The 26,504-nt window shown below is 67.1% G+C and carries 34 protein-coding genes and 1 pseudogene; 21 read left to right on the plus strand and 14 right to left on the minus strand.

The genetic code is table 11. The annotated features are described in order from the left end of the window. Window positions 1-77: 77 nt before the first annotated feature. From HKK74_RS21635 to HKK74_RS21705, 15 genes and pseudogenes are all read left to right on the plus strand, one after another. The gene (locus HKK74_RS21635) at window positions 78-1,793 is read left to right on the plus strand and encodes a methylmalonyl-CoA mutase family protein (protein ID WP_187245079.1); all 1,716 of its coding nucleotides are present in this window, start codon (window positions 78-80) and stop codon (window positions 1,791-1,793) included. After that, on the plus strand, window positions 1,790-2,533 hold the full coding sequence (locus tag HKK74_RS21640; RefSeq protein ID WP_187245080.1) for an enoyl-CoA hydratase/isomerase family protein: 744 nt from the start codon (window positions 1,790-1,792) through the stop codon (window positions 2,531-2,533). Before HKK74_RS21635 ends, HKK74_RS21640 begins: the two co-directional genes overlap by 4 nt. Continuing rightward, on the plus strand, window positions 2,520-2,951 hold the full coding sequence (locus HKK74_RS21645; RefSeq protein ID WP_187245081.1) for a cobalamin B12-binding domain-containing protein: 432 nt from the start codon (window positions 2,520-2,522) through the stop codon (window positions 2,949-2,951). The genes HKK74_RS21640 and HKK74_RS21645 overlap by 14 nt, the downstream gene beginning before the upstream one ends. Further along, window positions 2,944-4,155, plus strand: coding sequence for a CaiB/BaiF CoA transferase family protein (locus tag HKK74_RS21650; protein WP_187245082.1), 1,212 nt, complete (start codon window positions 2,944-2,946; stop codon window positions 4,153-4,155). The genes HKK74_RS21645 and HKK74_RS21650 overlap by 8 nt, the downstream gene beginning before the upstream one ends. Next, on the plus strand, window positions 4,152-4,745 hold the full coding sequence (locus HKK74_RS21655) for a cysteine hydrolase family protein (RefSeq protein ID WP_187245083.1): 594 nt from the start codon (window positions 4,152-4,154) through the stop codon (window positions 4,743-4,745). Before HKK74_RS21650 ends, HKK74_RS21655 begins: the two co-directional genes overlap by 4 nt. A 5-nt stretch (window positions 4,746-4,750) precedes the next feature. Next, on the plus strand, window positions 4,751-5,512 hold the full coding sequence (locus HKK74_RS21660) for an SDR family NAD(P)-dependent oxidoreductase (RefSeq protein ID WP_187245084.1): 762 nt from the start codon (window positions 4,751-4,753) through the stop codon (window positions 5,510-5,512). 24 nt (window positions 5,513-5,536) lie between these two features. Continuing rightward, window positions 5,537-6,502: an NAD-dependent epimerase/dehydratase family protein gene (locus HKK74_RS21665; protein WP_187245085.1), complete on the plus strand. Its 966-nt coding sequence runs from the start codon at window positions 5,537-5,539 to the stop codon at window positions 6,500-6,502. Beyond that, window positions 6,499-7,290: a crotonase/enoyl-CoA hydratase family protein gene (locus HKK74_RS21670; protein ID WP_187245086.1), complete on the plus strand. Its 792-nt coding sequence runs from the start codon at window positions 6,499-6,501 to the stop codon at window positions 7,288-7,290. Before HKK74_RS21665 ends, HKK74_RS21670 begins: the two co-directional genes overlap by 4 nt. Continuing rightward, window positions 7,290-8,426 (plus strand): acyl-CoA dehydrogenase family protein, encoded by a 1,137-nt coding sequence (locus HKK74_RS21675; RefSeq protein ID WP_222722564.1) that lies wholly within the window; start codon window positions 7,290-7,292, stop codon window positions 8,424-8,426. The genes HKK74_RS21670 and HKK74_RS21675 overlap by 1 nt, the downstream gene beginning before the upstream one ends. Then, complete coding sequence (locus tag HKK74_RS21680; RefSeq protein WP_187245088.1) at window positions 8,423-9,445, plus strand: acyl-CoA dehydrogenase family protein; 1,023 nt, start codon at window positions 8,423-8,425, stop codon at window positions 9,443-9,445. Before HKK74_RS21675 ends, HKK74_RS21680 begins: the two co-directional genes overlap by 4 nt. Before the next feature lie 19 nt (window positions 9,446-9,464). Beyond that, window positions 9,465-10,205 (plus strand): FadR/GntR family transcriptional regulator, encoded by a 741-nt coding sequence (locus HKK74_RS21685; protein ID WP_222722565.1) that lies wholly within the window; start codon window positions 9,465-9,467, stop codon window positions 10,203-10,205. 4 nt (window positions 10,206-10,209) lie between these two features. Further along, on the plus strand, window positions 10,210-11,133 hold the full coding sequence (locus HKK74_RS21690) for an SMP-30/gluconolactonase/LRE family protein (RefSeq protein WP_187245090.1): 924 nt from the start codon (window positions 10,210-10,212) through the stop codon (window positions 11,131-11,133). After that, on the plus strand, window positions 11,123-12,085 hold the full coding sequence (meaB, locus tag HKK74_RS21695) for a methylmalonyl Co-A mutase-associated GTPase MeaB (RefSeq protein ID WP_312881659.1): 963 nt from the start codon (window positions 11,123-11,125) through the stop codon (window positions 12,083-12,085). Before HKK74_RS21690 ends, meaB begins: the two co-directional genes overlap by 11 nt. 755 nt (window positions 12,086-12,840) lie before the next feature. Further along, window positions 12,841-13,389: pseudogene (locus tag HKK74_RS41955) on the plus strand (IS701 family transposase); the annotation flags it as partial. A gap of 785 nt (window positions 13,390-14,174) precedes the next feature. Beyond that, a complete protein-coding gene (locus HKK74_RS21705; RefSeq protein ID WP_187245092.1) occupies window positions 14,175-14,396 on the plus strand; it encodes a hypothetical protein in 222 nt (73 codons plus the stop codon). Window positions 14,397-14,532: 136 nt separating this feature from the next. On the opposite strand, the gene rpmF is transcribed toward HKK74_RS21705, so the two are convergent. The 5 genes from rpmF to rpmG are packed head-to-tail and all read right to left on the minus strand — an operon-like array spanning window position 14,533 to window position 15,663. Then, entirely contained in the window at window positions 14,533-14,697 is a 165-nt protein-coding gene (gene rpmF / locus HKK74_RS21710) for a 50S ribosomal protein L32 (protein ID WP_187245093.1), read from the minus strand. A gap of 11 nt (window positions 14,698-14,708) precedes the next feature. Then, entirely contained in the window at window positions 14,709-15,014 is a 306-nt protein-coding gene (rpsN, locus tag HKK74_RS21715) for a 30S ribosomal protein S14 (RefSeq protein WP_187245094.1), read from the minus strand. Beyond that, window positions 15,014-15,250: a 50S ribosomal protein L28 gene (gene rpmB, locus HKK74_RS21720; RefSeq protein WP_187245095.1), complete on the minus strand. Its 237-nt coding sequence runs from the start codon at window positions 15,248-15,250 to the stop codon at window positions 15,014-15,016. The genes rpsN and rpmB overlap by 1 nt, the downstream gene beginning before the upstream one ends. After that, the gene (locus HKK74_RS21725) at window positions 15,250-15,495 is read right to left on the minus strand and encodes a type B 50S ribosomal protein L31 (RefSeq protein ID WP_187245096.1); all 246 of its coding nucleotides are present in this window, start codon (window positions 15,493-15,495) and stop codon (window positions 15,250-15,252) included. Before HKK74_RS21725 ends, rpmB begins: the two co-directional genes overlap by 1 nt. 3 nt (window positions 15,496-15,498) lie before the next feature. Continuing rightward, complete coding sequence (rpmG, locus tag HKK74_RS21730) at window positions 15,499-15,663, minus strand: 50S ribosomal protein L33 (RefSeq protein ID WP_187245097.1); 165 nt, start codon at window positions 15,661-15,663, stop codon at window positions 15,499-15,501. A 65-nt stretch (window positions 15,664-15,728) separates the two neighbouring features. Here rpmG and HKK74_RS21735 point away from each other — a divergent pair, with 65 nt between their 5' ends. Beyond that, on the plus strand, window positions 15,729-16,904 hold the full coding sequence (locus HKK74_RS21735; RefSeq protein WP_246491835.1) for a CobW family GTP-binding protein: 1,176 nt from the start codon (window positions 15,729-15,731) through the stop codon (window positions 16,902-16,904). A gap of 116 nt (window positions 16,905-17,020) precedes the next feature. Continuing rightward, window positions 17,021-17,833 (plus strand): class I SAM-dependent methyltransferase, encoded by an 813-nt coding sequence (locus HKK74_RS21740; protein ID WP_187245099.1) that lies wholly within the window; start codon window positions 17,021-17,023, stop codon window positions 17,831-17,833. A 292-nt stretch (window positions 17,834-18,125) separates the two neighbouring features. Here HKK74_RS21740 and HKK74_RS21745 read toward each other — a convergent pair whose 3' ends face one another. Together HKK74_RS21745 and HKK74_RS21750 are read right to left on the minus strand one after the other, a co-directional pair. Next, the gene (locus tag HKK74_RS21745; protein WP_187245100.1) at window positions 18,126-18,443 is read right to left on the minus strand and encodes a MerR family transcriptional regulator; all 318 of its coding nucleotides are present in this window, start codon (window positions 18,441-18,443) and stop codon (window positions 18,126-18,128) included. Between the two features lie 499 nt (window positions 18,444-18,942). After that, window positions 18,943-19,413 (minus strand): hypothetical protein, encoded by a 471-nt coding sequence (locus HKK74_RS21750; RefSeq protein WP_222722566.1) that lies wholly within the window; start codon window positions 19,411-19,413, stop codon window positions 18,943-18,945. 60 nt (window positions 19,414-19,473) lie between these two features. Between HKK74_RS21750 and HKK74_RS21755 the strand changes: the two genes are divergently transcribed. The 3 genes from HKK74_RS21755 to HKK74_RS21765 all read left to right on the plus strand — a co-directional run bounded on the left by HKK74_RS21755 (window position 19,474) and on the right by HKK74_RS21765 (window position 21,196). Beyond that, on the plus strand, window positions 19,474-19,980 hold the full coding sequence (locus tag HKK74_RS21755) for an ATP-dependent DNA helicase (protein WP_187245102.1): 507 nt from the start codon (window positions 19,474-19,476) through the stop codon (window positions 19,978-19,980). A 443-nt stretch (window positions 19,981-20,423) separates the two neighbouring features. Continuing rightward, window positions 20,424-20,819 carry a histone-like nucleoid-structuring protein Lsr2 gene (locus HKK74_RS21760; RefSeq protein ID WP_187245103.1) on the plus strand — a complete coding sequence of 132 codons (396 nt, stop codon included), beginning with the start codon at window positions 20,424-20,426 and terminating at the stop codon, window positions 20,817-20,819. A gap of 188 nt (window positions 20,820-21,007) precedes the next feature. Beyond that, window positions 21,008-21,196 carry a hypothetical protein gene (locus HKK74_RS21765; protein WP_187245104.1) on the plus strand — a complete coding sequence of 63 codons (189 nt, stop codon included), beginning with the start codon at window positions 21,008-21,010 and terminating at the stop codon, window positions 21,194-21,196. 36 nt (window positions 21,197-21,232) lie between these two features. On the opposite strand, the gene HKK74_RS39175 is transcribed toward HKK74_RS21765, so the two are convergent. The 4 genes from HKK74_RS39175 to HKK74_RS39185 form a co-directional block, all read right to left on the minus strand. After that, window positions 21,233-21,664 carry a hypothetical protein gene (locus HKK74_RS39175; RefSeq protein ID WP_222722585.1) on the minus strand — a complete coding sequence of 144 codons (432 nt, stop codon included), beginning with the start codon at window positions 21,662-21,664 and terminating at the stop codon, window positions 21,233-21,235. 76 nt (window positions 21,665-21,740) lie between these two features. Next, a complete protein-coding gene (locus HKK74_RS21770; protein ID WP_281397934.1) occupies window positions 21,741-22,109 on the minus strand; it encodes a DUF2637 domain-containing protein in 369 nt (122 codons plus the stop codon). Window positions 22,110-22,400: 291 nt separating this feature from the next. Beyond that, a complete protein-coding gene (locus HKK74_RS39180) occupies window positions 22,401-22,613 on the minus strand; it encodes a recombinase family protein (RefSeq protein WP_222722567.1) in 213 nt (70 codons plus the stop codon). Window positions 22,614-22,618: 5 nt separating this feature from the next. Further along, window positions 22,619-22,897 (minus strand): recombinase family protein, encoded by a 279-nt coding sequence (locus tag HKK74_RS39185; RefSeq protein WP_222722568.1) that lies wholly within the window; start codon window positions 22,895-22,897, stop codon window positions 22,619-22,621. Between the two features lie 214 nt (window positions 22,898-23,111). Between HKK74_RS39185 and HKK74_RS21780 the strand changes: the two genes are divergently transcribed. Next, a complete protein-coding gene (locus HKK74_RS21780) occupies window positions 23,112-23,399 on the plus strand; it encodes a hypothetical protein (protein ID WP_187245105.1) in 288 nt (95 codons plus the stop codon). Window positions 23,400-23,548: 149 nt separating this feature from the next. Here HKK74_RS21780 and HKK74_RS21785 read toward each other — a convergent pair whose 3' ends face one another. The 3 genes from HKK74_RS21785 to HKK74_RS21795 all read right to left on the minus strand — a co-directional run bounded on the left by HKK74_RS21785 (window position 23,549) and on the right by HKK74_RS21795 (window position 26,436). Beyond that, a complete protein-coding gene (locus HKK74_RS21785; RefSeq protein WP_187245106.1) occupies window positions 23,549-24,367 on the minus strand; it encodes a hypothetical protein in 819 nt (272 codons plus the stop codon). Next, window positions 24,364-24,951: an RNA polymerase sigma factor gene (locus HKK74_RS21790; protein WP_222722569.1), complete on the minus strand. Its 588-nt coding sequence runs from the start codon at window positions 24,949-24,951 to the stop codon at window positions 24,364-24,366. Before HKK74_RS21790 ends, HKK74_RS21785 begins: the two co-directional genes overlap by 4 nt. 762 nt (window positions 24,952-25,713) lie before the next feature. Beyond that, the gene (locus HKK74_RS21795) at window positions 25,714-26,436 is read right to left on the minus strand and encodes a choice-of-anchor P domain-containing protein (protein WP_187245107.1); all 723 of its coding nucleotides are present in this window, start codon (window positions 26,434-26,436) and stop codon (window positions 25,714-25,716) included. Window positions 26,437-26,504: the final 68 nt, after the last annotated feature.

Genomic DNA, 26,504 nt, shown 5'->3' on the forward strand with positions numbered 1-26,504 from the left:
TGCACCACAAGGTTGACGGGTTGATCCGAATAATATAGATATAATATCCAGATTTATCGAGAGGTGGGGGAGGCACGGTGAGTGAGGAGTTGCGCGAGGCGTTGGAGCGTTGGGCGAATACGACGTACCCCAAGGCCGCCAAGAGAATCGGAGCCCCCGCGGAGCCGTCCTCGCCGCCGGGGACGCCGCTGGACCTGGGGGGCCACGACTTTCTGCGCGATGTCGGACTGCCGGGGGAGTACCCCTTCACCGCGTGGAACTACCCGACCCGCTCTCCATTCGAGCACGGCGACGGACCCTCGCTGAAGCGTGCTGGCCGCTACTCCGGCTACGGCACGGCGGACGACTCCCGAGTCTACTTCGAGGACATGGCGGCCCGCGGCCTCCGCCTCGGTGGCCCGAACGTGGCGTCCGACCTTCCCTCGCAGCTCGGCTGGGACTCGGATGCTCCCGAGGCTGCCGGCGAGGTCGGGCGGGTCGGCGTGGCGGTCGACTCGTTGCGTGATTTCGAGACGCTCTACGCCCCCTTTGTCGGCGAGGACAACATCGACAGTATCTCGACCAACTGGACGATCAACGCGCCGGCGGCGATCTACCTCGCCTTCTACTGCGCCCTCGCGGACAAGCGGGGCCTGAAGAGGTCGACGCTGCGCTGCACGCCGCAGAACGACATCCTCAAGGAGTTCATCGCTCGCGGCCTCTACGTCTTCCCGGTGGCACCGAGCATGCGGCTGGTCGGCGACACCATCGAGTGGGTCACCAACGAGATGCCCCGGTCGAATGCGATCAGCATCTGCGCCGAGCACATCCGCTACGCAGGTGGCAGCACGGCCGACTCGATCGCGTTCGCGTTCGCGAACGCGGAGGCCTATGTTGAACTCGGCCTCGAGCGGGGCCTTGACATCGACCAGTTCGTGCAGCGCTTCAGCTATCGCGGTTTCGGTGACTCCACCCTGGACTTCTACCGGGGCATCGCCACGCCGCGGGCGTCGCGTCGGATCTGGGCGCGCATCATGCGGGAGAAGTACGGCGCCAAGCAGGACAAGACCTGCCTGCTCCGTGGAGGCGAGCACGCCTGGGGCAACGCGTACCTGCGCATGACCACCCAGCGGCCGGTCAACAACATCGTGCGCCAGACCCTGGAAGCGCTGATCTTCGGTCTCGCCAGCGGGCAGCACACTGGGAGCATTCCCTTCGACGAGCCGCTCGGGCTGGGGCACAGCATCGAAGCCCAGCAGATCCGCCGCGACCTCGAGCGGATACTGCACTATGAGGCCCGGATCACCGATCACCTCGACCCGTTCGCCGGCTCGTACGTCATCGAGCGGCTCACCGACGAGATCGAGTCTGAGATCATGGAGGCGCTGCAGCGGGTCCGCGACCTCGGCGGCGCGGGCGAAGCAGTGGACTCCGGCTACTACAGGCGGGCCATTGGCGACACGGCCTGGGAGTCGCAGCAGCGCCTCGAGGCTGGGGAGGACGTCTGGGTCGGGGTCAACAAATTTACCGATGACAGCGAGATTGACGTCGCGATCCAGCGGACCTCCGAGTACGACTCCGACAAGCTGCAATCCGCGGAGGAGCGCCAGGTGGCGAATCTCCGTGACCTCCGTCGGGAGCGCGAGGACCGCCGGGTCACGGAGTCCCTGACGGTGCTGGAGAAGGCGGCGCGCGACGAGCGGACCAACCTGATGCCTGCACTCATCCAGTGCGCGCACTCGTACGCGACCATCGGCGAGATGTGCGGTGTCCTCCGCGAGGTTTTCGGTGAGGCGGAGATCCCGCAGTCATGAGCGAGCCGGCACGTATCGATCGTGAGCGGGACGACGGCTCGCGGGTCCTCACTCTGTGGCTCGTCAACCGCGACCGGGCGAATGCGCTTAGCCAGGGGATGCTCACGACTATCGCGGACACACTCGACTCGATTGATGACGAGGTCGGGGTCATCGTGCTGCGTGGCGCGGCCGGACGATTCAGTTCGGGGGTGGACCTCTCCCAAGGAACCAGCTCGGCGAAGGACGGATCCGTCCAGGGAGTGCTGGACCGGGCCATCGAGGCCATCCGCACCTGTCCGGTGCCCGTGGTGGCTCTCATCGAGCGCCACTGCATCGGCGCGGCGGTCGAGGTGGCGGTCAACTGCGACCTGCGAGTCGCCGTACGCCCGGCGCGGTTCGAGATCCCGGCCATCCGCATCGGCAGGGTTTATCGGTCCGCCGGGTACGAGGCCCTGCTCCGCAGGCTTTCGCCGACCGCGGTGAGACGACTGCTGCTTCTGGGTGAGCGTCTGAGCGCCGAGGACGCGCTGGCCGCGGGTTTGGTCGACCGCCTGTACGACACGGCGGAGGAGGCCCTCGAGACCATCGCGGGGCATCTCCTCGAGCTGCCCCGCGAGACCTTCCACGCCCAGAAGCTTGCGCTCGACGCTGCGCTCGAGTCGCGCTCGCTGAGCGCGGAGCAACACCGGGCCATTTCCGATCTCCGGCGGCATGGAGCCGCGATACCGACAGGAGAGGATCCCCGTGACCAGCATTAAGGCGATCGTGACCAAGGCCGGTCTCGATGCGCACGAACGAGGTGTCCACGTCGTCTCACGGGGGCTGCGTGACGCCGGGTTCGAGGTTGTCCTACTCGGTCTGCGGACATCGCCGCAGACCGTCGCCAAGGTCGCGGTCCAGGAGGACTGCAACGTCGTTGGAGTCAGCAGCCTGGCCGGCGGTCATCTGAACTATGCGAAGAAGTTGCGCGAGGCGCTCGACGCCGAGGGCGTCGACCCTGTCGTCGTCTTCGGTGGCGTCATCCCGGACGAGGACAACGCGGCGTTGCAGGCGCTGGGTGTTCAGGCGATCTTCCAGGCCGGCTCGATGGTGACCGACATGGCTGAACAGATCAGAGAACTGTGCAACGCCCGCGACGCCGGGGTGCACGTGGACACGGAGGGCACGAATGGATAGGACCACCCCGCTTCCGCTCCAGGGAGTGACCGTCCTCGACCTGTCGTGGCACCTGGCGGGCCCCTACTGCTCCATGATTCTGGCGGATCTCGGAGCGCGGGTGATCAAGGTCGAACGTCCCGGCGCCAACGGCGGCTACGACCCGGGCGGGGTCGCCCGGCACCAGTACAAGGGCGAGGACGTCCACTACATCGCGCTGAACCGCAACAAGCGGAGCATCATCCTCGACCTCAAGGACCCCGAGGACCATGCAGCGTTCCTCACCATGGTCGGGAAGAGCGATGTCGTCTTCAACAACTTCCGACCCGGCACCATGGACAGGCTCGGGCTGGGCTTCGACGCCCTCAGGGCGGCCAACCCGAGCATCATCTTCGCGTCGCTGAGCGCCTTCGGTAATACCGGCCCGGAACGGATGCGTCCCGGCGTCGACCTGGTCGTCCAGGCCGAGTCAGCCGGCATGAGCATGACCGGCGAGCCGGGGCAGCCCCCGGTGCGTGCCGGGCTGCCGATCGCCGACCTCGCGGGCGGCATGTGGACCGCGATCGCGATCCTCGCGGCGCTGCGCGACCGTGACCAGAACGGAGGCGGCGCCAAGGAGATCGACACGAGCCTCTTCGACTCGCATCTGGCCATGATCCCCTACTTCACGGCTTACCACACGATCAACGGCTTCACCCCCGGCCCGCAGGGATCGGGTGGCCACAGCCCGACGTACGGCGCCTTTCGGACCAGCGATGACCGCTACGTCGCGCTCGCGGTCATCGACCAGAAGCCGTGGAAGTTGCTCTGCGAGGCGCTCGAAACGCCGGAGCTGCTCGCCGACGAGCGGTTCGCGAACGCCAAGTCGCGCATCGACCACACTCCCGAGCTGCGCGCGCTGGTGCAGAAGGTTGTCGAGAAGCGGACAGCCGACGAATGGATGCAGCGCTTCCTCGAGCTCGGTGTTCCCGCCGGCCGGGTCAACGAGCTCGGCGAGACACTCCAGAAGCCGCAGGTCAAGGCCCGAGGAATGCTCGTGGACATCGAGCACGTGCTGGGCGGCACCATCCAGCTCCTCGGCACGCCGGTGCACATGACGGGCTACCAGCCGACGTTCGTCTCCCCTCCTCTCATCGGCCAGCACACCGACGAGGTGCTGAAGGAGTTCGGAATCGAACGCGCCAACCCGACCCACGCGGGCGCTGACTCGGAGGGAGCGCTGTGAGCGCGCTTGACCCCAACAACTCGGTCGTCGTCCTGCTGGACTGTATGGAGGGCGTGGCGGGCGGCAACCTGCCTGACGCCGCGGACCGGGAGCGGTTCGTGACTGCTGTCAGCGCCCTGGTCGACACTGCTGCAGGGGCCGGTGTCCCGGTCGTCCGGGTCGATGTCGAGTTCCGGCCTGGCCACGTCGAGGTAGCGGCGAGTAACTCGTATTTCTCCGGTGTGAAGGCCGCCGGCCGGCTGGAGGCGGGCTCCAACGCCACCTTGGTGATGAAGGAGCTGGAGCCGGTCATCGGCGGCGCCGTCCGTGTGGTGAAGAAGCGGATTGGCGGCTTCGCCGGAAGCGACCTCGAGATGGTCCTCCGGGGCCTCGACCGTCGGCACCTCGTGCTCGGTGGCCTGATCACCCGAGGTGCGGTGTTGTCGACGGCCACCGAGGCCGCCGACCGCGACTACGCCGTCACCGTGGCATCCGACGCGTGCCACGACCCCGACCCCACCGTTCACCAAATGCTCCTCGAGTCCGTGCTGTCCATTCGGGGCAAGGTCTGCACCGTCGCGGAGCTGAAGGAAGAGCGGGTGACCCGGTGAACCGGATGGAGGGAAAGGCCGCGCTCGTCATCGGGGCGGCCGGCGAGATCGGCGCCGCCATCGCACGTGAGATGGCGCGGGAGGGCGCCAAGGTTGCGGTGGTCGACATCGAGCGGGCCGGGGCCGAGGCCACCGCCGCCGCCATCAAGGAGGACCACGGCGAGGCCGCCGCGTGGGGCCTGGACATCACGGTCGAGGCCGACGTCGAGACTGTCTTGCAGGAGGTGGTCAAGCAGTTTGGTGAGATCGACGCGCTTGTCAACTGTGCCGGCATCACCGGGTCGCACGCCCACGCTCACGAGGCCACCGAGGCCGACTTCGACCGTATCTTCAACATCAACGTGAAGGGCGTTTGGCTCGTCACGAAGTACGCCATTGCCTCGATGCTCCGCTCAGGTGGAGGCAGCATCGTCAACGTTTCGTCCATCATGGGCCTGGTTGGCGGCTCGTCGCTGCCGCAGTACCACGCGACCAAGGGCGCCGTGCGGCTGATGACCAAGGCTGACGCGATCAGCTACGCGAGCCGTGGCATCCGGGTGAATTCAGTCCACCCCGGCCCCATCCAGACTTCCCTCAGCGTCGCGGCTGCCAAGAGCGACCCGCTGGGCGAGGAGGAGTACATGCGTCGGCTGCTCTCCAACGTCCCGCTCGGGCACCGGGGTGAGCCCGACGACGTCGCCCATGGCGTGGTCTACCTCGCCAGCGACGAGGCCAAGTTCGTCACCGGCGCGGAGCTGGTGATCGACGGTGGCTACACCGCCCGCTGACGCCCGAGACAGAAGGACATCACCATGGGTATCAACGCTTGCGTCATCGGCGGCGGCAGCATGATCGGTTCCCACCTCGTCGACCAGCTCGTCGCCGACAGTGAGGTCGACACGGTCACGATCATCGACGCCGTCTTCGCGCCCGACACTCAAGCGAACCTGGCCAAGGCCGTCGAGTCGCCCAAGGTCACCGTGCACGAGGGCGACATCCGCAACTACGACCAGCTCCGCTCCCTGATGCAGGGCACCGACGAGGTCTACCACCTCGCTGGCGTCATGTCTCTCGACGGCCTCGGCAAGGAGCGGTGGATGTGGGAGGTCAACGCTGACGGCTGCTTCAACGTTCTCGAGGCAGCCCGCGACCTCGGCGTACGCCGGGTGGTGGCGTCGAGTTCGGCGGCGGTGTACGGCGAGATACCTGGCGACTCCCTCTTCGAGGAGAGCGGCTACCCCCGCCCGCGCACTGTGTACGGCGCGACCAAGGTCGCCACCGAGGCGCTCTGTATCGCCTACGACGGCTCGATGGGACTCGAGACGAATGTGCTGCGCTACGGCATCGTCTACGGGCCCCGCCTCCACCGACGTGCGAAGTCGTCGCTGCTCGTGAGTGACATCATCGACGCCTTTCTCCGCGACGAGCAGCCGATCATCCAAGGCGACGGCAGCGAGGAAATGGAGTGGGTCTACGTCGGTGACGTGGCCCGAGCGAACATCGCGGCGATGCGCTCGGAGTGCTCCGGCGAGGTGTTCAACGTCGGTACGGGACGCTCGAACTCGACCCGCGAACTCGTCGAGATCGCCAAGCGGATCACCGGGAGCACTCAGGAGCCGAAGTACGTGAAGCCAGAGACGCCGCACAAGTTCACTCAGAACATCATGTCTGCGACCAAGGCGGAGAAGCGGCTGGGCTTCGTCGCGGAGACGCCGCTCGAGGTCGGCATCGGCCACCAGATCGAGTTTCAGCGAGCCCGGCTGGAGCCGACCCGATGACCGGCCATGCCCCGCTGACCGTCAGTCGGCTCGGGGGCGGAATCGAGCTGTGGACCCTCGATCGTGCCGAGACCCGCAACCCGATCTCGGACACCGAAATGGTGACCGCGATCGTGTCGGCGGTGGACCGTGTCACCGGCGACCTCGAGGTGGGCGCGGTCATCCTCACTGGCGCCGGGACGGCGTTCTCGGCCGGTGGAGACGTCAAGGCGATGCAAGACCGGCGTGGCCTCTTCGGCCAGCCGCCCGCGGGGCAGCGGGTCGGCTACCAACAGGGGATCCAGCGAATCACCCGCGCCATGGTCGAGTGCGACGTTCCGGTCATCGCCGCCGTCAACGGCCCGGCCATCGGGGCCGGCTGCGACCTCGCGCTGATGTGCGACCTGCGGGTGGCGAGCACGACCGCCACCTTCGCAGAGAGCTTCGTCCGGCTGGGCCTGATCCCCGGCGACGGTGGTGCCTGGTTGCTGCCCCGCATCGTGGGGCACGCGAAGGCCGCTGAGCTTGCGCTCACCGGCCGGCGCATCGACGCCGCGACGGCGGAGGCGTACGGCATGGTGTCGCAGGTCGTCGAGCCCAATCAGCTGCTTCCCGCAGCCCAGGCCCTGGCCGCCGAGATCGCGGAGCTGCCGCGCGAGGCGGTCCGCATGACCAAGGCGCTGCTGCGGCGGTCCGGTGACCTCGGGCTCAACGACATGCTCGAGCTGTCCTCGGCGATGCAGCCACTCTGCCACGCGACCGCCGAGCACCAGGAGCTCGTGGCTGCTTTCGGGGCGAGGAGTCGATGATGGACCAGACCTCGAGGCCAGTCACCACGAGCGAAATCAACTCCCTACGCCGTGAGGTGCGCGGCTTCCTGGCGGCCTTCCGCCGCGAGGGACGTTTCACCCCGACGGTCGACTGCTGGGTGCGGGGCTGGGACGACGAGTTCAGCAAGGAGCTCGGCCGACGAGGCTACCTGGCGATGACCGTGCCGACGGCGTACGGCGGACAGGGGCGCACCCACCTCGAGCGGTTCGTGGTGACGGAAGAGCTGCTTGCGGCCGGTGCCCCTGTCGCCGCGCACTGGATCGCCGACCGACAGGTCGCACCGTCGCTGCTAGCGCATGGGACCGAGGAGCAAAAGCGCGAGTACCTACCGCGGATTGCCGCTGGTGAGTGCTACTTCGGCATCGGGATGTCGGAACCGGACTCGGGCTCCGATCTGGCCAGCGTGCGCACCAAGGGAGTCAAAGTCGACGGCGGCTACCGGATCACAGGCTCAAAGGTCTGGACCTCTGGTGCGCACCGCGCCGAGGCGTTCTTCGTCCTCACCCGGACCACTCCGCTCGGCGACGGTGGCAAGCACGAGGGTCTGAGCCAGTTCATCGTTCCCCTGGACTCGCCCGGCGTCGAGGTGCGACCGATCGTATCCGCTGACGGTCTCCACCACTTCAACGAGGTCTTCCTGGACGAGGTCTTCGTCGCTGACTCGGCCGTGCTCGGTCGCATCGGCGATGGCTGGAAGCAGGTCACCTCTGAGCTCTCCTTCGAGCGGAGCGGACCGGAACGGTTCATGTCGACGTACGTGTTGCTGGAGTCGCTGATCGCCGAAGGGCGCGTACAGGAGCACGGCTCTCGCCAGCTCGGCAGGATCGCATCACGCCTTGCCGCGCTGCACACGCTGTCGTTCGGGGTCGCCCAGCGGCTGCACCGAGGCGGGCCCGCGGATACCGACGCCGCTCTGGTGAAGCTGCTGGGCACCGAGTTCGAAGGCGACGTGGTGGCGTGGGCTGCCGACGAGATGGATGGTCAGGCACACGACCCGATGGGGTTCATCGGGCAGCAGCTGCGCATCGCGCAGGTCCAGCGCGCGGGCTTCACACTCAGGGGAGGCACCTCGGAGGTTCTCCGTGGTGTCGTGACACGGGGGTTGACAGTATGAGCCCGGATTCGCTCACCGCGGAGAACCGCGACCTGCGGTCGATGGCGGATGCGCTCTTCACCGCTGCCATTGACCGCGAGGCCACCAGGAGTGGTGACTTCGATGCCGACCTGTGGGAAGAGCTCCACGCGGTAGGGCTCGCCGACCTCACCGCGCCGGCGTCCGTTGGCGGCAGCGACGCCACCTGGCGACAGGCGGCGCTCGTCCTCGACAGTGCTGCCCGGCACGGCATCCAGGTCCCGGTCGCCGAGCATGACCTGCTCGCTGGCTGGCTGCTGCGCACGATCGGCGACCCCGACGGCTCCTCCCGGACGGACACCTTCGGGCTCTCGAACGACGGCGCGTCGTGCGTCCTGCCGTGGGCCGACGTGGCTGAGACCGCCGTCATCCTCCGCGAGCAGAACGGGGAGTGGCATTACGCCCGGCTCCGCTTGCACAGCGACGACGCGCCCCCCGCCGTCGCGTTCGGCGGTGTGACGTGGAGCAGGCTGTCGGAGCTCGAGGCAGTGAACTGGAAGCCGGTGGGCAGCCCGGGCGTGGCTGACGCGGTCATCCGGCGCGGGGCGGCGGTCCGGTCGATACAGGTCGCCGGTGCGATGGACGGCATGAACTCCTTGACGGTGGAACATGCCATGATGCGGCGGCAGTTCGGGCAGCCGCTGAGGAAGTTCCAGGCGGTGCAGCGTCTGCTCGCCGACGTGGCCGCACACTCGGCACTTGCTGGGACGGCCGTGGCCCGGCTGGTCGACGCGCTCGAGCAGGACGCGGTCACCGACGCGGATGTGGCCGTGGCCAAGTCGTGCGTCGGGCGTTCCGCCGAGGTGCTGGTGCGCGCCTCTCATCAGGTGCACGGCGCGATCGGCACCACCCAGGAGCACCGGCTCCACCGCTTCAGCGGCGCAATCTACGCCTGGTCGCGAGACTTCGGCGGAGCAGCGACCTGGGAACGCAAGCTCGCCGAGCACCTCTCGGGGCCCGAGGCGGCCCAAGACCTCTGGCGCCTCGTGACGGGGGTCTGAGCACGTGGCACTTGAGGGCGTGGACTTCAGCGCTGGCGAGGACATGCGCCCCCAGAAGCTTCCCAAGAGGATCGCGCGGCGGATCGTCGAGCACATCATCTCCCACGACCTCGGGCCCGGCACGCGGCTTCCGGTCGAGGCCGAGCTCGGCGAGACGCTGGGGGTGGGCAAGAACACCCTGAGAGAGGCGATGCGTCTGCTGGAGAGCTGGGGGGTGATCACCATCCGGCAGGGCCGTAACGGCGGGCCCGTCGTACGCTCTCCGCAACCTCGCGACGTGCGGGAGGCGTTGACCGTCCAACTGCTGTTCTCGTCGGCATCGCTGCAGGGCGTCTACGAGGCCCGATGTTGCATCGAGCCGCACAGCGCCATGATGGCGGCTGGCCGGCTGCCCGACACCGGCATTCAGGAGCTGCGGAGCTCGGTGGCTCGGATGCGCGACTTCGTCGATGACACGCCGGTGTTCCTCGCCGAGAACCGGCGCTTCCACGAGCTGATTGCGGCCGCGACCGGAAACGTGGTCATGCAGGCCTTCATCGACACGTTGAAGGCCGTCTTCGACGGTTCCTCCGCAGGCGTGAACTACTCGCGTGGCGTGCGTCTGGCAGTGGCCGACGCCCACGAGCGGATCACTGACGCCGTCGCGTCGCGCGATACGGCCCGCGCGGCCCGCGAGATGGAAATCCATCTTCGGGAGGCGGGGGACTATTGGGGCAAGCAGGGGCGGATCCGCCTGGGTTACGTCACATGGGAGGGATGAACAGATGGCGACGGTATGTCCGGCTGAGCTGATCGGGGTCGACGCAACCCTGGACCGCGTCGCGACCGGATTCGTGTTCACCGAGGGGCCGGTGTGGGTCCCTGCCTCCGGCAGCCTGTTGTTCTCGGACCTGCGCGGGTCGAAACGTTACCGATGGGATCCGGTCGCGGGCGTCTCCGTGGTGTGCGAGGAGACCAACAAGGGCAACGGCATGGTCCTGGGCGCCGACGGCCGGCTCGTCGTGTGCGAGCACGTCACCTCGATGGTGGTTGCCATGGACGCCGATGGCACCGGCCGGGGGCGCGAGGTGCTGGCCTCCCACTACCAGGGCATGGAGCTGAACAGCCCTAACGACGTGACCCTCGGCCCCGACGGGATGCTGTGGTTCACCGATCCCCCTGCCGGCCGGCGCAACGACGTGTCGGGGCTGCGGCGTGACCCGGAGCTGGACTTCCAGGCGGTCTTCCGGCTCGACCCCGAGAGCGGGCCGGAGCCTATGGCCGACGGGTTCGAGCTGTGCAACGGCCTCGCCTTTGCCCCGGACGGGTCAAGGCTCTACGTCACAGACACCTACGCGGCCAAGATTTGGATGTACCTGGTGACCGCGGACGGTCGTCTAGGCGCTCGTGAGCAGTTCTGCGACCTCGGGCCGCTCGACATGGAGGTCGGTTGGGGCGACGGGGTGCGGTGCGACGAGCACGGCAACGTCTGGTCGACCGGGCCTCATGGCATCTGGGTGCTCGACCCGCAGGGCGTGCGGCTCGGGCTGGTCGAGGTTCCTGAGCCCGCCGCCAACCTCACCTGGGGGGGCGATGACGGCCACACGCTGTTCGTCACTGCGTCGACGAGCCTGTACGCCGTACGCACGGAGGTCGCTGGGCACCGACCGGCGGTGCGCGATGACGGAGGCGTTAAAGGTGTTCGATGACCGAGACGTCGCGCAGTCGTTGGCGGAGCGTGCCCGGCAGGGCGACATACGCGCGGTGGCCCGCCTGCTCACGATCGCGGAGCAGGACCCGGCTTCGCTCGAGGGTGTGGCCGGGCTGAGGGAGATCCCGTCCGACGCCCAGGTCATCGGGATCACCGGCCCGCCGGGGGCCGGAAAGTCTACGCTGATCGGGGCGTTGGTCACCGAGCTGCGGACGCACGACCACCGCATCGGTGTGCTCGCCGTCGATCCCTCGTCTCCGCTGACGGCCGGAGCGCTGCTCGGCGATCGCATCCGCATGCAGAGCCACGCCCACGACGACGGTGTCTTCATCCGCTCGCTGGCGTCGCGTGGACAACTCGGTGGAGTCTCGGCCGTGACCCCGCTGGCGATCCGGATCCTCCTGGCGACGGGTCACCACCGGGTGGTCGTCGAGACCGTGGGAGTCGGCCAGAGCGAGGTCGAGATCGCCCAGCTCGCCGACACGACGGTGGTCGTCATGGCCCCAGGGCTGGGAGACGGGGTGCAGGCGGGCAAGGCCGGTCTGATGGAGGTCGCGGACATCTACGTCGTGAACAAGGCCGACCGCGACGGAGCCACTGAGGTGCGACGGCAGCTGCAGTCGATGATCTCGTGGGGGCGGGCCAGAGGGCCGGGCGACTGGCGCAGGCCGATCGTGATGACGACGTCCACCACGGGCGACGGCGTCGAGGCCCTGGCCGACGAGGCGCGGCGTCACCACGTCTGGCTGCGAGCCAGTGGATCCACGGAGCGGCGTACGGCGCGTGCCATGGCCGAGCTGGAGGCCGCGATGCTCCAACCCGTGAGCGCCCGCTTGGCGACGGCGCGGGCGGACGGGACCTACGACGCGCTGATCACCGAGATCGTGGCCGGCCAGCTGGATGGCTGGACGGCGGCCAAGGCCTTGCGTGACGACGCCTCCATGCACTGAACGGCGCGGAGGACATGTTCGCCATGGTGCCTCGTATCAGGTTCCCGGCTTCTCGGAACCGGTGATTCGTCGGGCGGCCACACAGTTGGGCGTGCATCTCGGGATGTATCGCACAGCGGAACGTGAACAGCTGTGTACAGAGCATCCTGATGGAGCTCGACTTCACTCACAGACGCTGAGAGCGCCAGCTGGATATCACGGCGACCTCTCCTTTCGGGAACCTGATTGCCGAGCGTTGATGTAGGTCTTATCGGCGTCGCGGTGCGGAAAGAAGTGAGCCGCCAGTCCTAGTACTACATGCCTAGATCTCGGTGGGTGATCGAACGATTCCTCCACGTGATCACACCGGGTGGTGTAACGGTATCTGCATGCCTGACTCGCGAGAGTTGGCCAACGCGGTAACGGTGGCGGAGCTGGCCAAGTGGAAGTTGGAATTCGAGACGGTGTGCGGCCGGTTCGAGGGACGGTGGTACCGGACGGAGTCGCGTGAGCATTTCCGGCAGTATCTGCGGGGATTGCTGGCACCACTGGCGCGCAAGAATTCCTGGACGATTTCGGAGGGACACTGGGACGGATCGACAACTGTCAGATCGGAGTGTTTCTGGCCTACGCCAACACTGCCGGAGACCGGGTACTCATCGACCGGGAACTCTATATGCCCGAACGCTCCTGGTGTGCCGACACCGCCCGGCGGGCCGAGGCCGCCGTCCCTAAGGGCCTGACATTCATGACCCGCCCGCAGCAGGTCATGGGCAATGATCGACCGGACGGTCGAGGCAGGGGTGCCGTTCGCGTGGTTCGCCGCGGACGAGGAGTTCGGCCAAAACCACAAACTGCGCCGCCATCTGGAAGAACAACAGATCGCCTATTGCATGGCCGTGCCCAGGAACACCACCGTCACCACTGGCAGCGTCTCCACGGCGACCGCCGATCCCGCCATCGTCGAGGCCATCGCCAAACGACTGAAACCCAACGATTGGCAGCGCCGGGCTTGCGGGATCGGATCAAAAGGCTTCCGGGTCTACGACTGGGCCGTGATCAAGACCCCGATACCAGGGCACCAGTACATGTTCCGGCGAAACATCACCAACGACGAACTCGCCTACTTCCATTGCTACAACCCGCGCGGCGAAGGGCCATCCGAACTGGTCCGGGTCATCGGCGCCCGCTGGCCGATCGAGGAATGTTTCGAGGCCGCCAAGCAGGAAGCCGGATTGGCGCATTACCAGTTCCGCCTCTACCACGCCTGGTACCGCCACATCACCCTGGCGATGCTGGCCATGGCCTTTCTTGCCGTGCTCCGCCACACCACCAAAAAGGGGACCCACTCCCTGTGGACAACCAGCGGCGACCGGCAGCACACACCGGGCACGCCAGAAACAACCAACACAAACCACCGAGCGGGCACACCGGCAGCCGGTCCGGCGCCTGATCACCTTGTCTGTTGGAGAGATCCGGCACCTGTTCAACCTGATCAACAAAGATGATCAAGCCCTTGACCTGGGACTTCACTGGTCGACCCTCCGCCGCGCACACCAAGCCGAAACACGCAGGCACCACTTCAGGCGGCACCTGCGCCTCCAGGTCATCCAGATCCCTGTACAAAGGCCGGGCCGCCAACAAGTTCGGCATCCTGACCGGGCAGATCGTCGCCATCGACACCCCGCAGATGAGACTCTCGCCGCGGAACTGTCGGAAGCCGGGCTCGAATCCCATCCGACCGTACCTGAAGGAGTCCAGGCGTGGCGATCCCCCGACCTGCCGTGACGGCGCCGTCCGCAGGACACAAGCCCGGTGCAACGCTAGGGGGAAGCGATGAAGTACGACATGATTGTGGTCGGCGGTGGTCCGACAGGGCTGAGCGCCGCGCTCGTGTTCGGACGGCAGCGCCGCAAGATCCTGTTCGTCGATGCTGCAGGGAGCGCAATGCCCCGGCGGCCGAGATGCATATGCACCTGAGCCGGGACGGCTTTCTCCCGCGCGACTGCTCGCACTCGGAAGGGCCGAGCTGGCCGCCTATCCCTCCGTGGAGGTGGGGCCGGCCTCGACGACGTCTCGGTCCGGGTCATTCCCCGAGTCGCCTTTCCACTTGACGAGGATCCGCCGGCGCGCGCCTATCTGGACCGCGATCTGGCCCGAGCTTCGGGAGTCGGCCGCCAACTGCGGCGCTGAGGCCGGGATGTCGGTGGCCGACATGGAGAAGGCGTCCGAACTGCTCACCCCGGACAGCTCTCGGTATGTGCTGAACGAGCCGGGCTTCTCCGTCGTGCACCCGATGATCCTGGTGACGGGACGACGGCCACGCGCGTAATCGCGGCGCGGAGGCGGTGACGACCGTACGAACGCCGTCACCGCCTCTGGAAAATCGTGCTCCCGCCGAGAACTCGAGAACGGCCGGTCACCCGGGTCGGCATGGTCGCGAGTCGCCGCCCCCGTCCCCGGTTGGGTCAGGGGCGGAGGAGGCCGGTCTGGTAGGCACGGACGAGGTGGCGTGGCACCAGGATTTCGTGGCTTTCAACGGTGACAGGGACGAGGTCGGGGCTCTGTGCCTTCCATTGGGAGCGGCGGTGGCGGGTGTTGGAGCGGGATTTCTTGCGTTTGGGCACGGCCATGCGGGTTCTCCCTACCAGCTGGACTTGGTGATGCCGGGCAGTTCTCCCCGGTGGGCCATCTCGCGGAAGCGCACCCGGGAGAGCCCGAATCTGCTCAGGTGGCCGCGGGGACGGCCATCGATGGTGTCGCGGTTACGCACCCGGGTGGCACTGGCGTCGCGGGGCTGGCGGCGCAGTTCCCGCACGGCGGCCTCGCGGATCTCCTCGGCGGTGTGCGGGCTGTTGATGAGCCGCTTGAGCTCGGCCCGCCGAGCGGCGTAGCGCCGCACCGTGGCCTTGCGCCGCTCGTTGGCGGCGATCTTGCTCTTCTTGGCCATCAGATCTTCTCTCCCCGGGCCCGGATACGGGCGACGGCGGCCTCGATACCGATCTTGTCGATGGTCTTGATCGCGCGGACCGACAGGCGCAGCCGCACGTACCGGCCCTCGGACGGCAGCCAGTACCGCTTGGTCTGGATATTGGGGTCGAACCGGCGCGAGGTGCGCCGGTGCGAATGCGACACCTTCTTGCCGAACTTCGGTTCGGCGCCGGTCAGCTGACAGCGGGCCGACATCAGCGGCCTCCGTAGCGCTGCTTGAAGCGCTCCACCCGGCCCGTGGTGTCCAGGGTTCGGGCACGCCCGGTGTAGAAGGGGTGACTCGCCGAGGACACGTCCACGTCGATCACCGGGTAGACGTTGCCGTCCTCCCATTCGATGCTCTTGGCGCTGGTGGCGGTGGAGCGGGTCAGGAAGGCGGAGTCCGCGCCACGGTCGCGGAAGACCACCGGGTGGTAGTCGGGATGGATGTTCTGTTGCACTGCTCAGCGCTCCTCTCTGTAGAGCACGTGCCTGCGTACGACCGGGTCGTACTTGCGCAGGACGAGCCGGTCGGGGTCGTTGCGGCGGTTCTTGCGGGTCACGTAGGTGTGACCGGTCCCGGCACTCGACCGAAGTTTGATCACTGGGCGCAGCTCGTTGCGGGCCATCGGATCTCCTCTCGGCACATGACATGATAGCGATAACCGTTTTCATTATGTCCCTGGGAGGGCGCATGTCCGTACCCGTGGCGCTGGTAGCCGGGCTGCACGGCCCCGCTCGCGCCGCCCTCGTCGACCGGCTGCTGCGTGAGCACCCCGGCTCGGTGACGATCCACCACGACCTGCGCCAGGTCACAACCGGACTCGTCATCCGAGTGGTCCGCGACGCCAACGCGGTCCTGGAACGAGCCGAGGTCCGGCTCGCACACGGCTGCACCACCTGCACGGTCCGCGAAGACCTCATCCCCCAGCTGCTGCGGCACGGCCCTCGGGCACGGCTCCTGATCGTCGACCTGTGGGACGCGGTCGAGCCCCGGTCCGTGGCCGAGGCCCTCGACATACCGGAGTTGCGCGACGAGTTGCGGCTTACCGCGGTGCTGACCGCGCTGGACGCCGAGCTGACCCCCAGCGACATCTGCCGCGGTGAGACGCTGGCCGAGGTAGGCACAGCGGGCTCTGAGGGAGACGAACGTCACCTTGCCGAAGTGCTGGCCCGGCAGATCGAGTACGCCACCGCGCTCGTCCTGCCCGAGGTGCTGCCCGCCCCGCTGCCGCAAGCCGACGAGGACGATGTCGACCTGTGCCGGGACGTGCTCGGTCATCTCGCGCCGACGACACCGGTCTGCCCGCCCGGCGACCCGCTCCCACCAGTGTCCGGCACCGCGTTGTGCACCCATGAACTCGCCGCCCGAGTCACCCCAGCCACCGCCCAGCTGCCCTGCGAGGCCAGCACCCCGGCCGCGGACACGGTGGTCTGGCGACGGGCGCGCCCGCTGCACCCGGCCCGGTTCTTCGACGCCGTGGATTCCCTCGCCACTGAGACGGTGCGCAGCCGCGGCCGGTTCTGGTTGGCCAACCGGCCCGACCGCATGATCGCCTGGGACGCTGTCGCCGGCATCGTCACGATCGAGGACGCGGGCCCCTGGCTGGAATCCCTCCCAGCGGCGGCATGGGACATGCTGCCGCCCGCCCGGCGGCTGGCCGCCGCGCTCGACTGGTCACCCGACCACGGCGATCGCGTCCAGCACCTGGTCTTCACCGGCCCTGACCTGGACCGCGGCCGGATCCACGCCATGCTCGACTCTTGCCTGCTGGCCGATGACGAACCGATCGCCGGACCGGACGACCCGTTCGCCCCCTTCCTCGATCTCCCGGACGACACGCATGTCGATACCCGGCAGAAGCGATAGACCAGGACACAGACTCCGACACATATGGCGAATTTCGCGGTCGCGCTGCGCCACGCCACCTCCGAGCCGGAGGTGGCCGAGCCCATGGCTGACGCCTGGAGAAAACGGAGAAGCCGATGAGATCATCTCGGTCCCCGCAGACCGGTGAGGTCTTCGACGCCGCCGCCCGCGACTACAGCGCGGCGGCCGCGCTGCTGTGGGATGCACTCGGTGAGGGGTATGTGGAGCGGGTCCGCCCCGTCTCAGGATCCCGGGTGCTCGACGCCTGCTGCGGAGCGGGAGCCTCGGCGATTCCAGCCGCCCGCGCCGTCGGCCCGGCCGGGCAGGTGGACGCGGTGGATCTGGCCGCCGGTCTGGTCGAACTGGGACGGCGACGCGCCGCGGAGGAACACTTGGACCAGGTGCGGTTCCACAAGGCCGATGTGACCAACTGGCCCGCTCCACAGCCCTACGACCTGGTGCTGTGCGGCTATGGGATCTTCTTCCTACCGGACATGGACACCTCTGCTCGGCGGCTGGCAGGACTTCTGGGTCCGGGCGGCCGGTTCTCCGTCGCCGCCTGGGCCAAGGGGGCGATGGAGGATTTCGGGGCGCTGTTGTACACCAGCGTGACCACCGAACGTCCCAGCGAGCGCGCCGACCCGCCCGCGCGCCGAGCCAGCAACCGGATCAACACCGAGGCCGCGCTCGCAGACTGGATGATCAGCCTGGGACTCGACGAGGTGAGCGTGCACCAGATCGTCCATCAGGTGACGCTCACCCCCGACAACGCCAGGGACCTAGTGATCGGCAGCGGCTTCCGCGCGATGCTGCACGATCTCGACGACGAGACCGTCGCCCGGGTGCGCGACCGCTTCCTGGAATCCCTGACCACCGGCGGGCTCGACCACCTCGATGCCACCTCTCTGGTCGCCGTCGGCACAGCCTGATGTAGCACCTCTGCCCGTTGCCCGTGGGCACTGGGACCGCTCATGCGGCACACGGATGGCCGAAGCCAGCTATGGCCCGCCACAGGTCCTGACCGGAAAATGAGTACCTCAGCCACGCACGCGGCAGCGGACCCCGGCCGGTGGTGTCGGGTCCGGGATCTGCTGTTTGCGGTATCGGTGTCAGGCGGCCGTGGTGACGGTGGGGGTTCCCCCCGAATCCTCCACGAATACCAGCATGCCGCCTGACCTGTGCGGATGAGGTTCTCGGCAGGCGCACCGCTGGCCTGTCTGGTCAGTCGGGTCGGTGTAGTTGGGTGTTGATCCGTTGGGCCTCTTCGAGCTGGTCTTCCAGGATGATGATGCGGCAGGCGGCTTCCAGGGCGGTGCCCTGGTCGACCAGCTCGCGAGCGCGTGCGGCCAGGCGCAGTTGGTAGCGGGAGTAGCGGCGATGGCCACCGGGCGACCGTTGCGGTGTGATCAGTTCAGCCTCGTCCAGGCTGCGCAGGAATCCTGGGGTGGTGCCGAGCATCTCGGCGGCGCGGCCCATGGTGTAGGCGGGGTAGTCGTCATCGTCGAACTTGGCGTCCGAAGCCTTGCTGGCTGGGTCCATTGCACCTCCACGTCACGAGGGCCCCGGTGCCATAGCACCGGGGCCCAGGGTTTTGGGTTTTCCAACACCATCTACCGACGCGCGCGCCGGCTTGCCTTGTCCGCACGGGCCGCCTGAAACGGCGGGCAGTGCGGGGATCGCGTATGCGTGACCGAAGACCACCTCTCGTTCCGATGGGACTGCGGTACCCGCCCGGCGCAACACAGCCTGAAGCGGGCGATCCGACGGTGTGCAACCCTCCCCTTCTCCTCTGATTTCCACATACCTTCCATGCGACCATCACGGACCGGAACCTCAGGTACCGCCGGTCCCGGCGACCGTCGCCGGCCATCCGCCGGAGCCCCTTGTGGTGCCTGGCCCCAGCGCGTCTGACCGTCGTGCTCTCACCTCACGGGCAGTTCGTCATCTGCGCCGTCTCCATGATGTTCTCTTTTCTCGCAACACCAGGAACACTACCCACTCCACCGCCGAATGTCTACCGTAGCAACAACAGATTTTCTCAGTCCTCGCTCCCCGGCTTCGGCGCCAGGACCGGGCGGAAACCTTTCGGCCAACTCGACGTCTGCATCGCCCTCGGCGTGCTGGTGCCGCTGGCGGCGATCTTGCTGGAGTGGACCCGGCCGTTCTCCGCCTCCACCCAGTACCAGCCACTGAACGCGATCGGATCGGTCTGCTGGAAGCAAACGACAAGCGGTGCCTGTCGCCCATGCGAGAGCCACGGCGCGGTTGCCGCCAAGATCGCTAAATGTCCGAATGTGGACAGCAGCAGATAACGCTTCAGTGGTAGAGGACGACGGAGGTCTTCCGCCAGCGCGACGAAGGCGCAGCGATCACCCTCAACGCGCACCGCATCCTGCGCGGCGAACGCCCCCGGGAGGACCCCAAGGTCTTCTGGAACCGGCCCGTATCCAGTGCCGAGGACATCGCCGAGCGTGTGGTGGACCTGGTCTGCGAGCTCATGCCGAAGCACCTCGGGGCCAGTCCGGAAGACATTCAAGTGCTGTGCCCAGGCAAGAAGAACGTCGCCGGCATGACCGACCTCAACCTCCGCCTCCAGCAGCGCCTCAACCCGCCATCCGACGACAGGCCCCAGCACTACCACGGCGGGGCCGCCTTCCGGCTCGGCGACCGCGTCCAGCAGGTCCGCAACAACCCCCACCGCGGCGAAACCGGAGTCTTCAACGGCAGCAGCGGCAACATCTCCGCCATCGACACCGAGACCCACCAGCTCACCGTCACCTTCCACGACGGCGAGATGGCAACCTACCCCTTCATCGACCTTGACGAACTCATGCACGCCTACGCGCTCACCGTCCACCGATCCCAAGGCAGCGAATACCCATACGTCATCGTCCCCATGGTCACCGCCGCCGGAATGATGCTCCTTCAGCGCAACCTCCTCTACACCGCCGTCACCCGCGCCCGCTACGGAGTCATGCTGATCGGCCAGACCGAGGCCGTCGAACGCGCGATCGCCAACAACCGCACCCAACGCCGCAACACCGCCCTCCCCCACCGCATCACACACGACCCCTAGGAGAGCCAGAGAGAAGAGAGCCAACCCCAGCAGATTCGCCCTGACGACTCCCACTCCATGAGATCGGCATCAAGACTGACATCCGGGGAGTGCTTCCATTGACAGGTCGCAATGAAACGTGCATCACGCAGCACCGAAACGGCTCGTGATCACAAGGCGACCACCTGGTGCGGGCCGGGACATCATGCAGCCATCTGTGTGGCTCCCCGTTGAGGATTCGAACCCGTGCAACCGCTCAGCGAGGTGCCGATGTGCCTCGTCCCAGGCCAGCAGCGTTCATGGGATCAGGCACGTGGCTTGGCGAACCGGAGGAGATCGCATTCGACCTTGCGGTCCGCGATGCCGTGAGAAGATCACCGACGACGTGTGAGAAGTTCGTAACCGCTCATCCGGATGCCGAAGCGGGAGACTGCTCGGCTATCAGGGTTTGGGAAGGATAGTTCGTGGCACACAGAACGGTCGTTGAGTTGCTTGACGACATCGACGGCAAGCCCGCCGAGGAGACGGTGACGTTCTCCCTCGACGGTGTCACATATGAGATCGACCTCAGCGCGGACAATGCGGAGAAGTTGCGCAAGAGCTTGACTCCGTACGTTGAGAAGGCCCGCAAAGCCGCTGGTCGCCCGGCCGGCCGCCAGGGAAAGGCCACTGGCCGGAGCGCTCACGCCCGCGAGCGGTCCGCTGACATCCGCAACTGGGCCAAGCAGCACGAGATCACCGTCAACGACCGCGGCCGGATCTCCACCCAGGTCGTCGAGGCATACGAGGCACGCGACCCGAGCCTGGCCAAGGAGACCAAGAAGGTCCCGCAGCCCATGTTCCAGGGTGCCGACCACTGAGCGTTTCCGCTCACCCGCTCCGGTGACTCCGGCCCCGCCCCTCCCGCGGTCGCGGTCACCGAGGCCAGCTCCCACTGGTGGGGGTGATCCTCCCCGCTTGCTGTCTTGAGCGCGGGCCTCAATCCGCACGACCACATGGGCCGACCATGCCGGTCGTACCGATCAGCGGAGCAGGGTAGGCACTGGCCATGAGCCTGGATGACCTCCTCGGCATGACTGATGAACAGATCCTCGCCCTCAGCGACGACGTGCTCCTAGCCGCGACGGTCGGATTCCTCCACCGGTACGGCCCGACACGTCCCAGCATCCAGGAGCTCAGCACGCGAGCAGTCAAGGACGTCCTCGAGAGGCCAACCAGCGATTCCGCCATCCCCTAACCACGGCAACAAACCGCTCCCGGGTGTCCATCCTCGCTACTGCGTGCTCACCGGGTCCAGGCGGCCGTTTGCTCCGGCCTGTTTGACCAGGCGACCCCAGCGCTCTCGTCGCCCGAACCGCTCGGCGATCGCCTTGCCGGAGGGCAAATCCCCGGCGGGTGTTCGGTTGGCGACGGCCCATTGCCAGGCCTGGCTTTGCAGCCCGGACGGTGGACGGCTGTGCATTGAAGGATCCCGGTGCCCGCCTTCGACGCCGCCCGTAGGAACGACGTCTGTGCTTCGTATGAAGTGCTCACTGCTGTCGATCTGAACCTCGTATGAAGGCGTCCGCCGATCGGTCAGAGTCGTATGGGCGTCGTCTGAAGCAGCATCGTCGGTGGCCAAATCCGTAGGAGGCACATATGAGGGAACCATCTTCTCCGCTCCCGCCTCATATGAGGGCTCGTATGAGGCCTCGTTGGCGGCCACCGGGCTCCTATGGGCTATTTCTGAGGCGATCGGCGTATTCGGCCCGGCGGCGTGCCTGACCTGGCGCATCAACAGCTCATACGACCCGATCAGAGCACAGCTCGGCCAGGCCGCGATGACCCTGCCTACCGCTGAGGGGCTCGGCCACGGCCACGTTCGCCGCCAGACTCGCCGCGCTCCCGACCACCAGCAGAGTCCACGGCAGGAACCCGCTGCGCCGGCCACTGCGCGAGTCCGCCAGCAACGTCATCGACGACGCCACGATCATCCCGTCCACCGAAGCCGGCAACAGCGCCGCCGTCCACGACGTCTCCCCGTACTCACAGACCAAGGTGAACATGTGCTTGTACGACAACACCGCCGCGATCCCGGCCAGCACCACCGCGCTGACCGTCGTCGTCCACCGGATCGCCCGATCTCCCCAAGAGAAGTGTGCGTTCGCCATGATCGCTCACCCCTCCAGCCCGTCGACCAGGGAGGTAACGTCAAGGGGAACGTGCCCAAGCGGGATGACGATGGATGGGGAATTGGTTGAAGTCCCCCCTCGGACACACTATTTGTACATGGCCGGTTATTTTCGGACATGACGGAGCGTCACCCGGGGCCAGCCTTCGGCCAGGTACCGGGCTTGTTGCCTGTCAGCTTGCCTCCTTCCGGTGTGCCATGGACTTCGCGTGGCAGCGAGTCCTGGTGTCAGCGGGCCCGGCCGACGGTGACCTTCACCGCCTCCGGGGTGTCAGCCTGCAGGGTGCATGATGAAGTCCGCTTCGCTGACCAGAGCCGGATGCGAGGGCCGTGAGGATATGACCCAGCCATCGGGCAGGTTCCACCGCTGCACCTGCCGATGCCCGAGCCCGGTGTTGGTCGAATCGATCAGGTCATGGTCGGTGGGCTGCCGGTTCCACACCTGCCGCCCGGTGTAGCGGGGATTGGACAGGATGGCCCGCACCGTGGTCAGTGTCCACGCCTGTCCTGACCGTCGGCCGCCGACGGGCAGGGGATCTCGGCGTCGTTCAATGCCCGGGTGATCCGGGCCAGGCTGTGCCCGGCCAGCCGCTGTGCGAATATCCACTTCACCGTCGGTGCGGTGTCTGTGTCCGGCTCCAGTCGGCGAGCCCGCCGCCCCCACGCCGCGTGTGCCCGGTTCGGATGCGGACCCGCGTCCGCCAGCCGGTACCCATAGGGAGGACGGCCCCCTTGATACCGGCCCTGCTCGCGAACCTGGGCGGCCATCGCCGTGCGCACCCGGATCCGGTCCGGATGATCTCCCGCTTGGACTGGATGCCCAGCCCGATCATCATCTGCTCGTGACCCTCGGCCTGGAGGTCAACCCGGCCGCCGACCTCCGGTATCCGCCGGATCTTGAGTTGATCTAGATTCGCGGGCTCAGGGAGCTTTGAGAGCGGACTGGCCTGCCGGAGCTTCCGAAGCGGCCTATGCGATTGTAATGATCTTCATACTCGGCCACCGCGAACACAACAAGCAGATCGCGGCCGACCTGTTCACCTTCGCGCAGGATGCGGGACTGATGCGGTCCGACACCGACCCGCAGATCATCGAGCTTGCCGTCGAAGTCGGCGACCGGGTATTCCAACTGGCGTTCGAACACAACCTGCGCGGCGACCAGCGGATCATCGCCGAAGGAATCGAAGTGGTCACCGGTTACCTGGAGCGCTACGCGACCCCCGCCGGGAACACCGGGATCTCCCGGCCCACGCAAGACGATCCCGCGTAAGCCCCACAGCTGTGACACACCAGGCGAATTCAAGCGTCAGACGTAGTAGTCGATCTCGTGGACGAGAAGCTCGGCGCCCGTGGTGCGGCTTGACGCCAGGGACCGAGTTGAGCCTGCTCGTAGGTCGGCGAATGTGCGCATCGTTGACCTCATCTACCCGTGTCAAGTTCGGTGCACCGTGTACATGCGCCGGTCCGGGGGAGCACGGGATCTGCGTCTGTTACGGCCGAGGGCGCGCTGACCTGCCGGTCAAAGGGGTGGAGCGGGAGATGCGGCTTCGCCGTGGGCTTGTTGACCTGGCCTTTCGTCGTCGGCATGGGTTTCTTGCCGGGTGTGGTGGGGAGCAGCGTGGCGCAGTAGCCAGCGATCTTGTTCTCGCCGCCTGCGGCCGTGATCAGTGTGGACAGCGCAGGGCGGTCCAGTGCCTTGCCACGCTCTTTGTTCTGTTCGTAGGCGCGGCAAAGGCGGGCCAGCGACGGCGACGTTGACGGCGACAGCGACAGCGACAGCGACGGCGACGGCGACTTTGACGGTGATGGAGAGGGCGCGGGCGCTACCGTGCCGGTGGCGGGCATCGACGGCGTGCCTATCGGACGGCTGTTACCCGGTGTGTCCGCGGGGGGCTGGTCAGCGTGCTGCTTCTGGCCGGGAAGGCCTCCGGTCCCGGCGGCGAACGCCACCACGCCGATGGCTGTGGTGGCGAAGGCGACGGTGGCGACCTTTGCCGTGAGCAGCTTCGCGAGCCGGGACCTGACCGTGGAGTCTTTGGTGTGCGGGTGCGCGTGGCGGGCCATCCTGAAGGCGGCCACGGCAGCCTCCTCAGCTGCCGACTCAGCGTCTGGCGTGGGGACGGTTGCGGTGGCGAGCGAACGTATGAGGGGATCTGGATCAGTTTGGGAGCCGAACGCGGCATCGCGCAGCAGCCGCTCCGCCCTCCGGCCGCTGATCCTGCGGCGGCGGATGCTCATGTGGTGTCCTTCGGTACTGCCGCATCCGATCCGGTCTCCAAGCGTTCGGCCAGTTCACGAAGGCCTCGATAGGCCGCGGTACGGACCGCTCCCGGGCTCTTGCCGAGCACTCTCCCTGCCTCCTTCGCGTTCATGCCCATGACGACGCGCAGCAGCAGGGCCTCGGCCATGGGAGGTGGCAGGGCCGTGATCAGTGCTATTGCGTCGCCTTGGTCGATCCGGTCGAACGCCTCCTGGGCATTGTGGTCGTGACCGGCCAGGTTGACTATCTCCTCGATCGGTACGGGTTCTTCGGGGCGGCGTCCTCGGCGGCGCAGGAAATCCATCGCACGGTTCCTCGCGATGGCGGATGCCCAGCCGCGGAAGTTGTCGTAGTCCCCGCGAAACCTTCTGTGGTCTCGCGCGATCTGGCTCCACGCTTCCGCCGCCACGTCCTCGGCGTCGGAGCCCACCAGTGCGCGCAGGTAACGGATGAGCCGAGGATTGAGATCACGGAACACCATCCGAAACGCCTGCTCGTCGCCGTCCAGCGCCGCCCGCAAGACGTCGTCGGGGTCGATGTTCGCGCTGTTTGGCTGGGACAAATCGACCACTCACAGCGCCCCGGTGAGCCGGTAGACCTTCAATACCTGCGATCCGGGCACACGTAGCGCTCCACGTCGCCCACAGCGGACGTTCGGCTCCCGCCGCGGATGCCGACAGGACGTGATCGCCTCAGCCGCTCCCCGCCCGTGCGCGGGCTCAATAGCACTCATTACCGCTCCGATAGCTCGGCATCCGAACTTTGATCCTCTACTTCATGGCGGTGTAAACGGTGAGTTACTAGACGATTCGCGAAAGTAGTGCCGACAGTATTCGTTCGGAAACCGACAATTGAGGTTCTGGCCTGGCCCCGGCTTGGCACGGTGTAACCTCGCACACTGCGATGCCGCTAGATGCGAATGGCTGACCTGCCGTTATTGTGGGCTCTGCCTGGGCACGGGGGGACCCAGGCAGAGCCCTACGCCAAACCCCAACGGGGTGACGCAAGGGCGACGGCGGGGGCTCCGTCGCCATTACCTACAGCGTCTCGGCGGTCGGATCCGTCACATCCCCCGGCTGAGCTGGTCGGAGCGCCGCCCCCACCCACAAACGGCCGCGCGAGACCTGCGGTAAGCGCCGTCGATGCCCAGTCGCGCTAGCGCACCGGAGAACGACTCTTTCAGCCCGGACGAGTCGGTGCGGTCGCGAGGACAAAGTAATTTCCTTAAGTGCTTGGCGCTGCGTCGTAGATTCTGTGATCGCGGTGAGGGATCCGTGGCCTTTCGTGTGCGGATCCCTCACCTTGATCGTTTCTGTGTTGTGGCTCAGCCGGTCACGGGTAGGTCGCCGGTGACGGGGGTGGGCACAGGTGCCGCAGGGGGCGTGGTGGTCGTGGGAGTTGGGCTTGGGGCGGGGGTTTGGTTCGGGTCACCGGGCGGGGTGGGCTCGTGCGATGGTGCCGTGGGGCCGCAGGTGACGGAGGCGATGCTGACCGTCTGGGTTTTGCCCGGCCCGATCGGCAGGCTGAGTTCGATCGCGGTGACGGTCAGGCCGCCGTCTGGGTTGCGGACTTGTTTGTTGAGGGTTGCCGAGGCTGTGCCGATGTTGGCCAGTGACACGGTGATGGCGCTGTTGGGCTTGGGGCTGACTTTGAGCTTTTGGCCGTTCAGGACAACTTTGCCCAGGTGCGTGACGCCGTTGCGGTTCTCGCACTTTGCGAAGATCAGTTTTGCGGAGAGGGCGGCGTTGGCCAGTTTCAGGTCGGCTACGCTGGCCCGTCCGTGACCGGCCCAGGCGGCCACCGAGAGCACCGATGCGTCCGCCAGTGGGTTGGCGGGCAGTTCGGCGAGGCTCTTGCGGGTCGGCTGCTTGGCCGTGGAGGACACCGATGGGGTCGGCGGAATGGCCACTGGTCCGGTGGCGGAGATGCCGTAGGCCGAGCCGTATCCACCGTTGGTGGCGTAGGCGGCGGGTGCTGCTGTGATGATCAACGGCATGGCCGCCACGCCCGCGACTGCGGCGTATTTGGTCAGATGCGTCAAACGCACAATTGTCTCCTTAAGGGGGTTGAACTTCGGGGGGTTGGAACTCGGGGGGACTTCAGGGGGCGAGCACC

The organism is Actinomadura alba, from assembly GCF_014323705.1.
Lineage (GTDB): Bacteria > Actinomycetota > Actinomycetes > Streptosporangiales > Streptosporangiaceae > Actinomadura_C > Actinomadura_C alba.

What these genes read in the sequence shown, in the direction of transcription:
- HKK74_RS21640 (WP_187245080.1), top strand. Translation starts at nt 1,790, where the DNA reads ATGAGCGAGCCGGCACGTATCGATCGTGAGCGGGACGACGGCTCGCGG.
- HKK74_RS21650 (WP_187245082.1), top strand. Translation starts at nt 2,944, where the DNA reads ATGGATAGGACCACCCCGCTTCCGCTCCAGGGAGTGACCGTCCTCGAC.
- HKK74_RS21660 (WP_187245084.1), top strand. Translation starts at nt 4,751, where the DNA reads ATGGAGGGAAAGGCCGCGCTCGTCATCGGGGCGGCCGGCGAGATCGGC.
- HKK74_RS21665 (WP_187245085.1), top strand. Translation starts at nt 5,537, where the DNA reads ATGGGTATCAACGCTTGCGTCATCGGCGGCGGCAGCATGATCGGTTCC.
- HKK74_RS21670 (WP_187245086.1), top strand. Translation starts at nt 6,499, where the DNA reads ATGACCGGCCATGCCCCGCTGACCGTCAGTCGGCTCGGGGGCGGAATC.
- HKK74_RS21675 (WP_222722564.1), top strand. Translation starts at nt 7,290, where the DNA reads ATGGACCAGACCTCGAGGCCAGTCACCACGAGCGAAATCAACTCCCTA.
- HKK74_RS21680 (WP_187245088.1), top strand. Translation starts at nt 8,423, where the DNA reads ATGAGCCCGGATTCGCTCACCGCGGAGAACCGCGACCTGCGGTCGATG.
- HKK74_RS21690 (WP_187245090.1), top strand. Translation starts at nt 10,210, where the DNA reads ATGGCGACGGTATGTCCGGCTGAGCTGATCGGGGTCGACGCAACCCTG.
- rpmF (WP_187245093.1), bottom strand. Translation starts at nt 14,697, where the DNA reads ATGGCCGTGCCCAAACGCAAGAAATCCCGCTCCAACACCCGCCACCGC.
- rpsN (WP_187245094.1), bottom strand. Translation starts at nt 15,014, where the DNA reads ATGGCCAAGAAGAGCAAGATCGCCGCCAACGAGCGGCGCAAGGCCACG.
- rpmB (WP_187245095.1), bottom strand. Translation starts at nt 15,250, where the DNA reads ATGTCGGCCCGCTGTCAGCTGACCGGCGCCGAACCGAAGTTCGGCAAG.
- rpmG (WP_187245097.1), bottom strand. Translation starts at nt 15,663, where the DNA reads ATGGCCCGCAACGAGCTGCGCCCAGTGATCAAACTTCGGTCGAGTGCC.
- HKK74_RS21735 (WP_246491835.1), top strand. Translation starts at nt 15,729, where the DNA reads ATGTCCGTACCCGTGGCGCTGGTAGCCGGGCTGCACGGCCCCGCTCGC.
- HKK74_RS21740 (WP_187245099.1), top strand. Translation starts at nt 17,021, where the DNA reads ATGAGATCATCTCGGTCCCCGCAGACCGGTGAGGTCTTCGACGCCGCC.
- HKK74_RS21745 (WP_187245100.1), bottom strand. Translation starts at nt 18,443, where the DNA reads ATGGACCCAGCCAGCAAGGCTTCGGACGCCAAGTTCGACGATGACGAC.
- HKK74_RS21755 (WP_187245102.1), top strand. Translation starts at nt 19,474, where the DNA reads ATGACCGACCTCAACCTCCGCCTCCAGCAGCGCCTCAACCCGCCATCC.
- HKK74_RS21765 (WP_187245104.1), top strand. Translation starts at nt 21,008, where the DNA reads ATGAGCCTGGATGACCTCCTCGGCATGACTGATGAACAGATCCTCGCC.
- HKK74_RS21770 (WP_281397934.1), bottom strand. Translation starts at nt 22,109, where the DNA reads ATGGCGAACGCACACTTCTCTTGGGGAGATCGGGCGATCCGGTGGACG.
- HKK74_RS39185 (WP_222722568.1), bottom strand. Translation starts at nt 22,897, where the DNA reads ATGGCCGCCCAGGTTCGCGAGCAGGGCCGGTATCAAGGGGGCCGTCCT.
- HKK74_RS21780 (WP_187245105.1), top strand. Translation starts at nt 23,112, where the DNA reads ATGATCTTCATACTCGGCCACCGCGAACACAACAAGCAGATCGCGGCC.
- HKK74_RS21785 (WP_187245106.1), bottom strand. Translation starts at nt 24,367, where the DNA reads ATGAGCATCCGCCGCCGCAGGATCAGCGGCCGGAGGGCGGAGCGGCTG.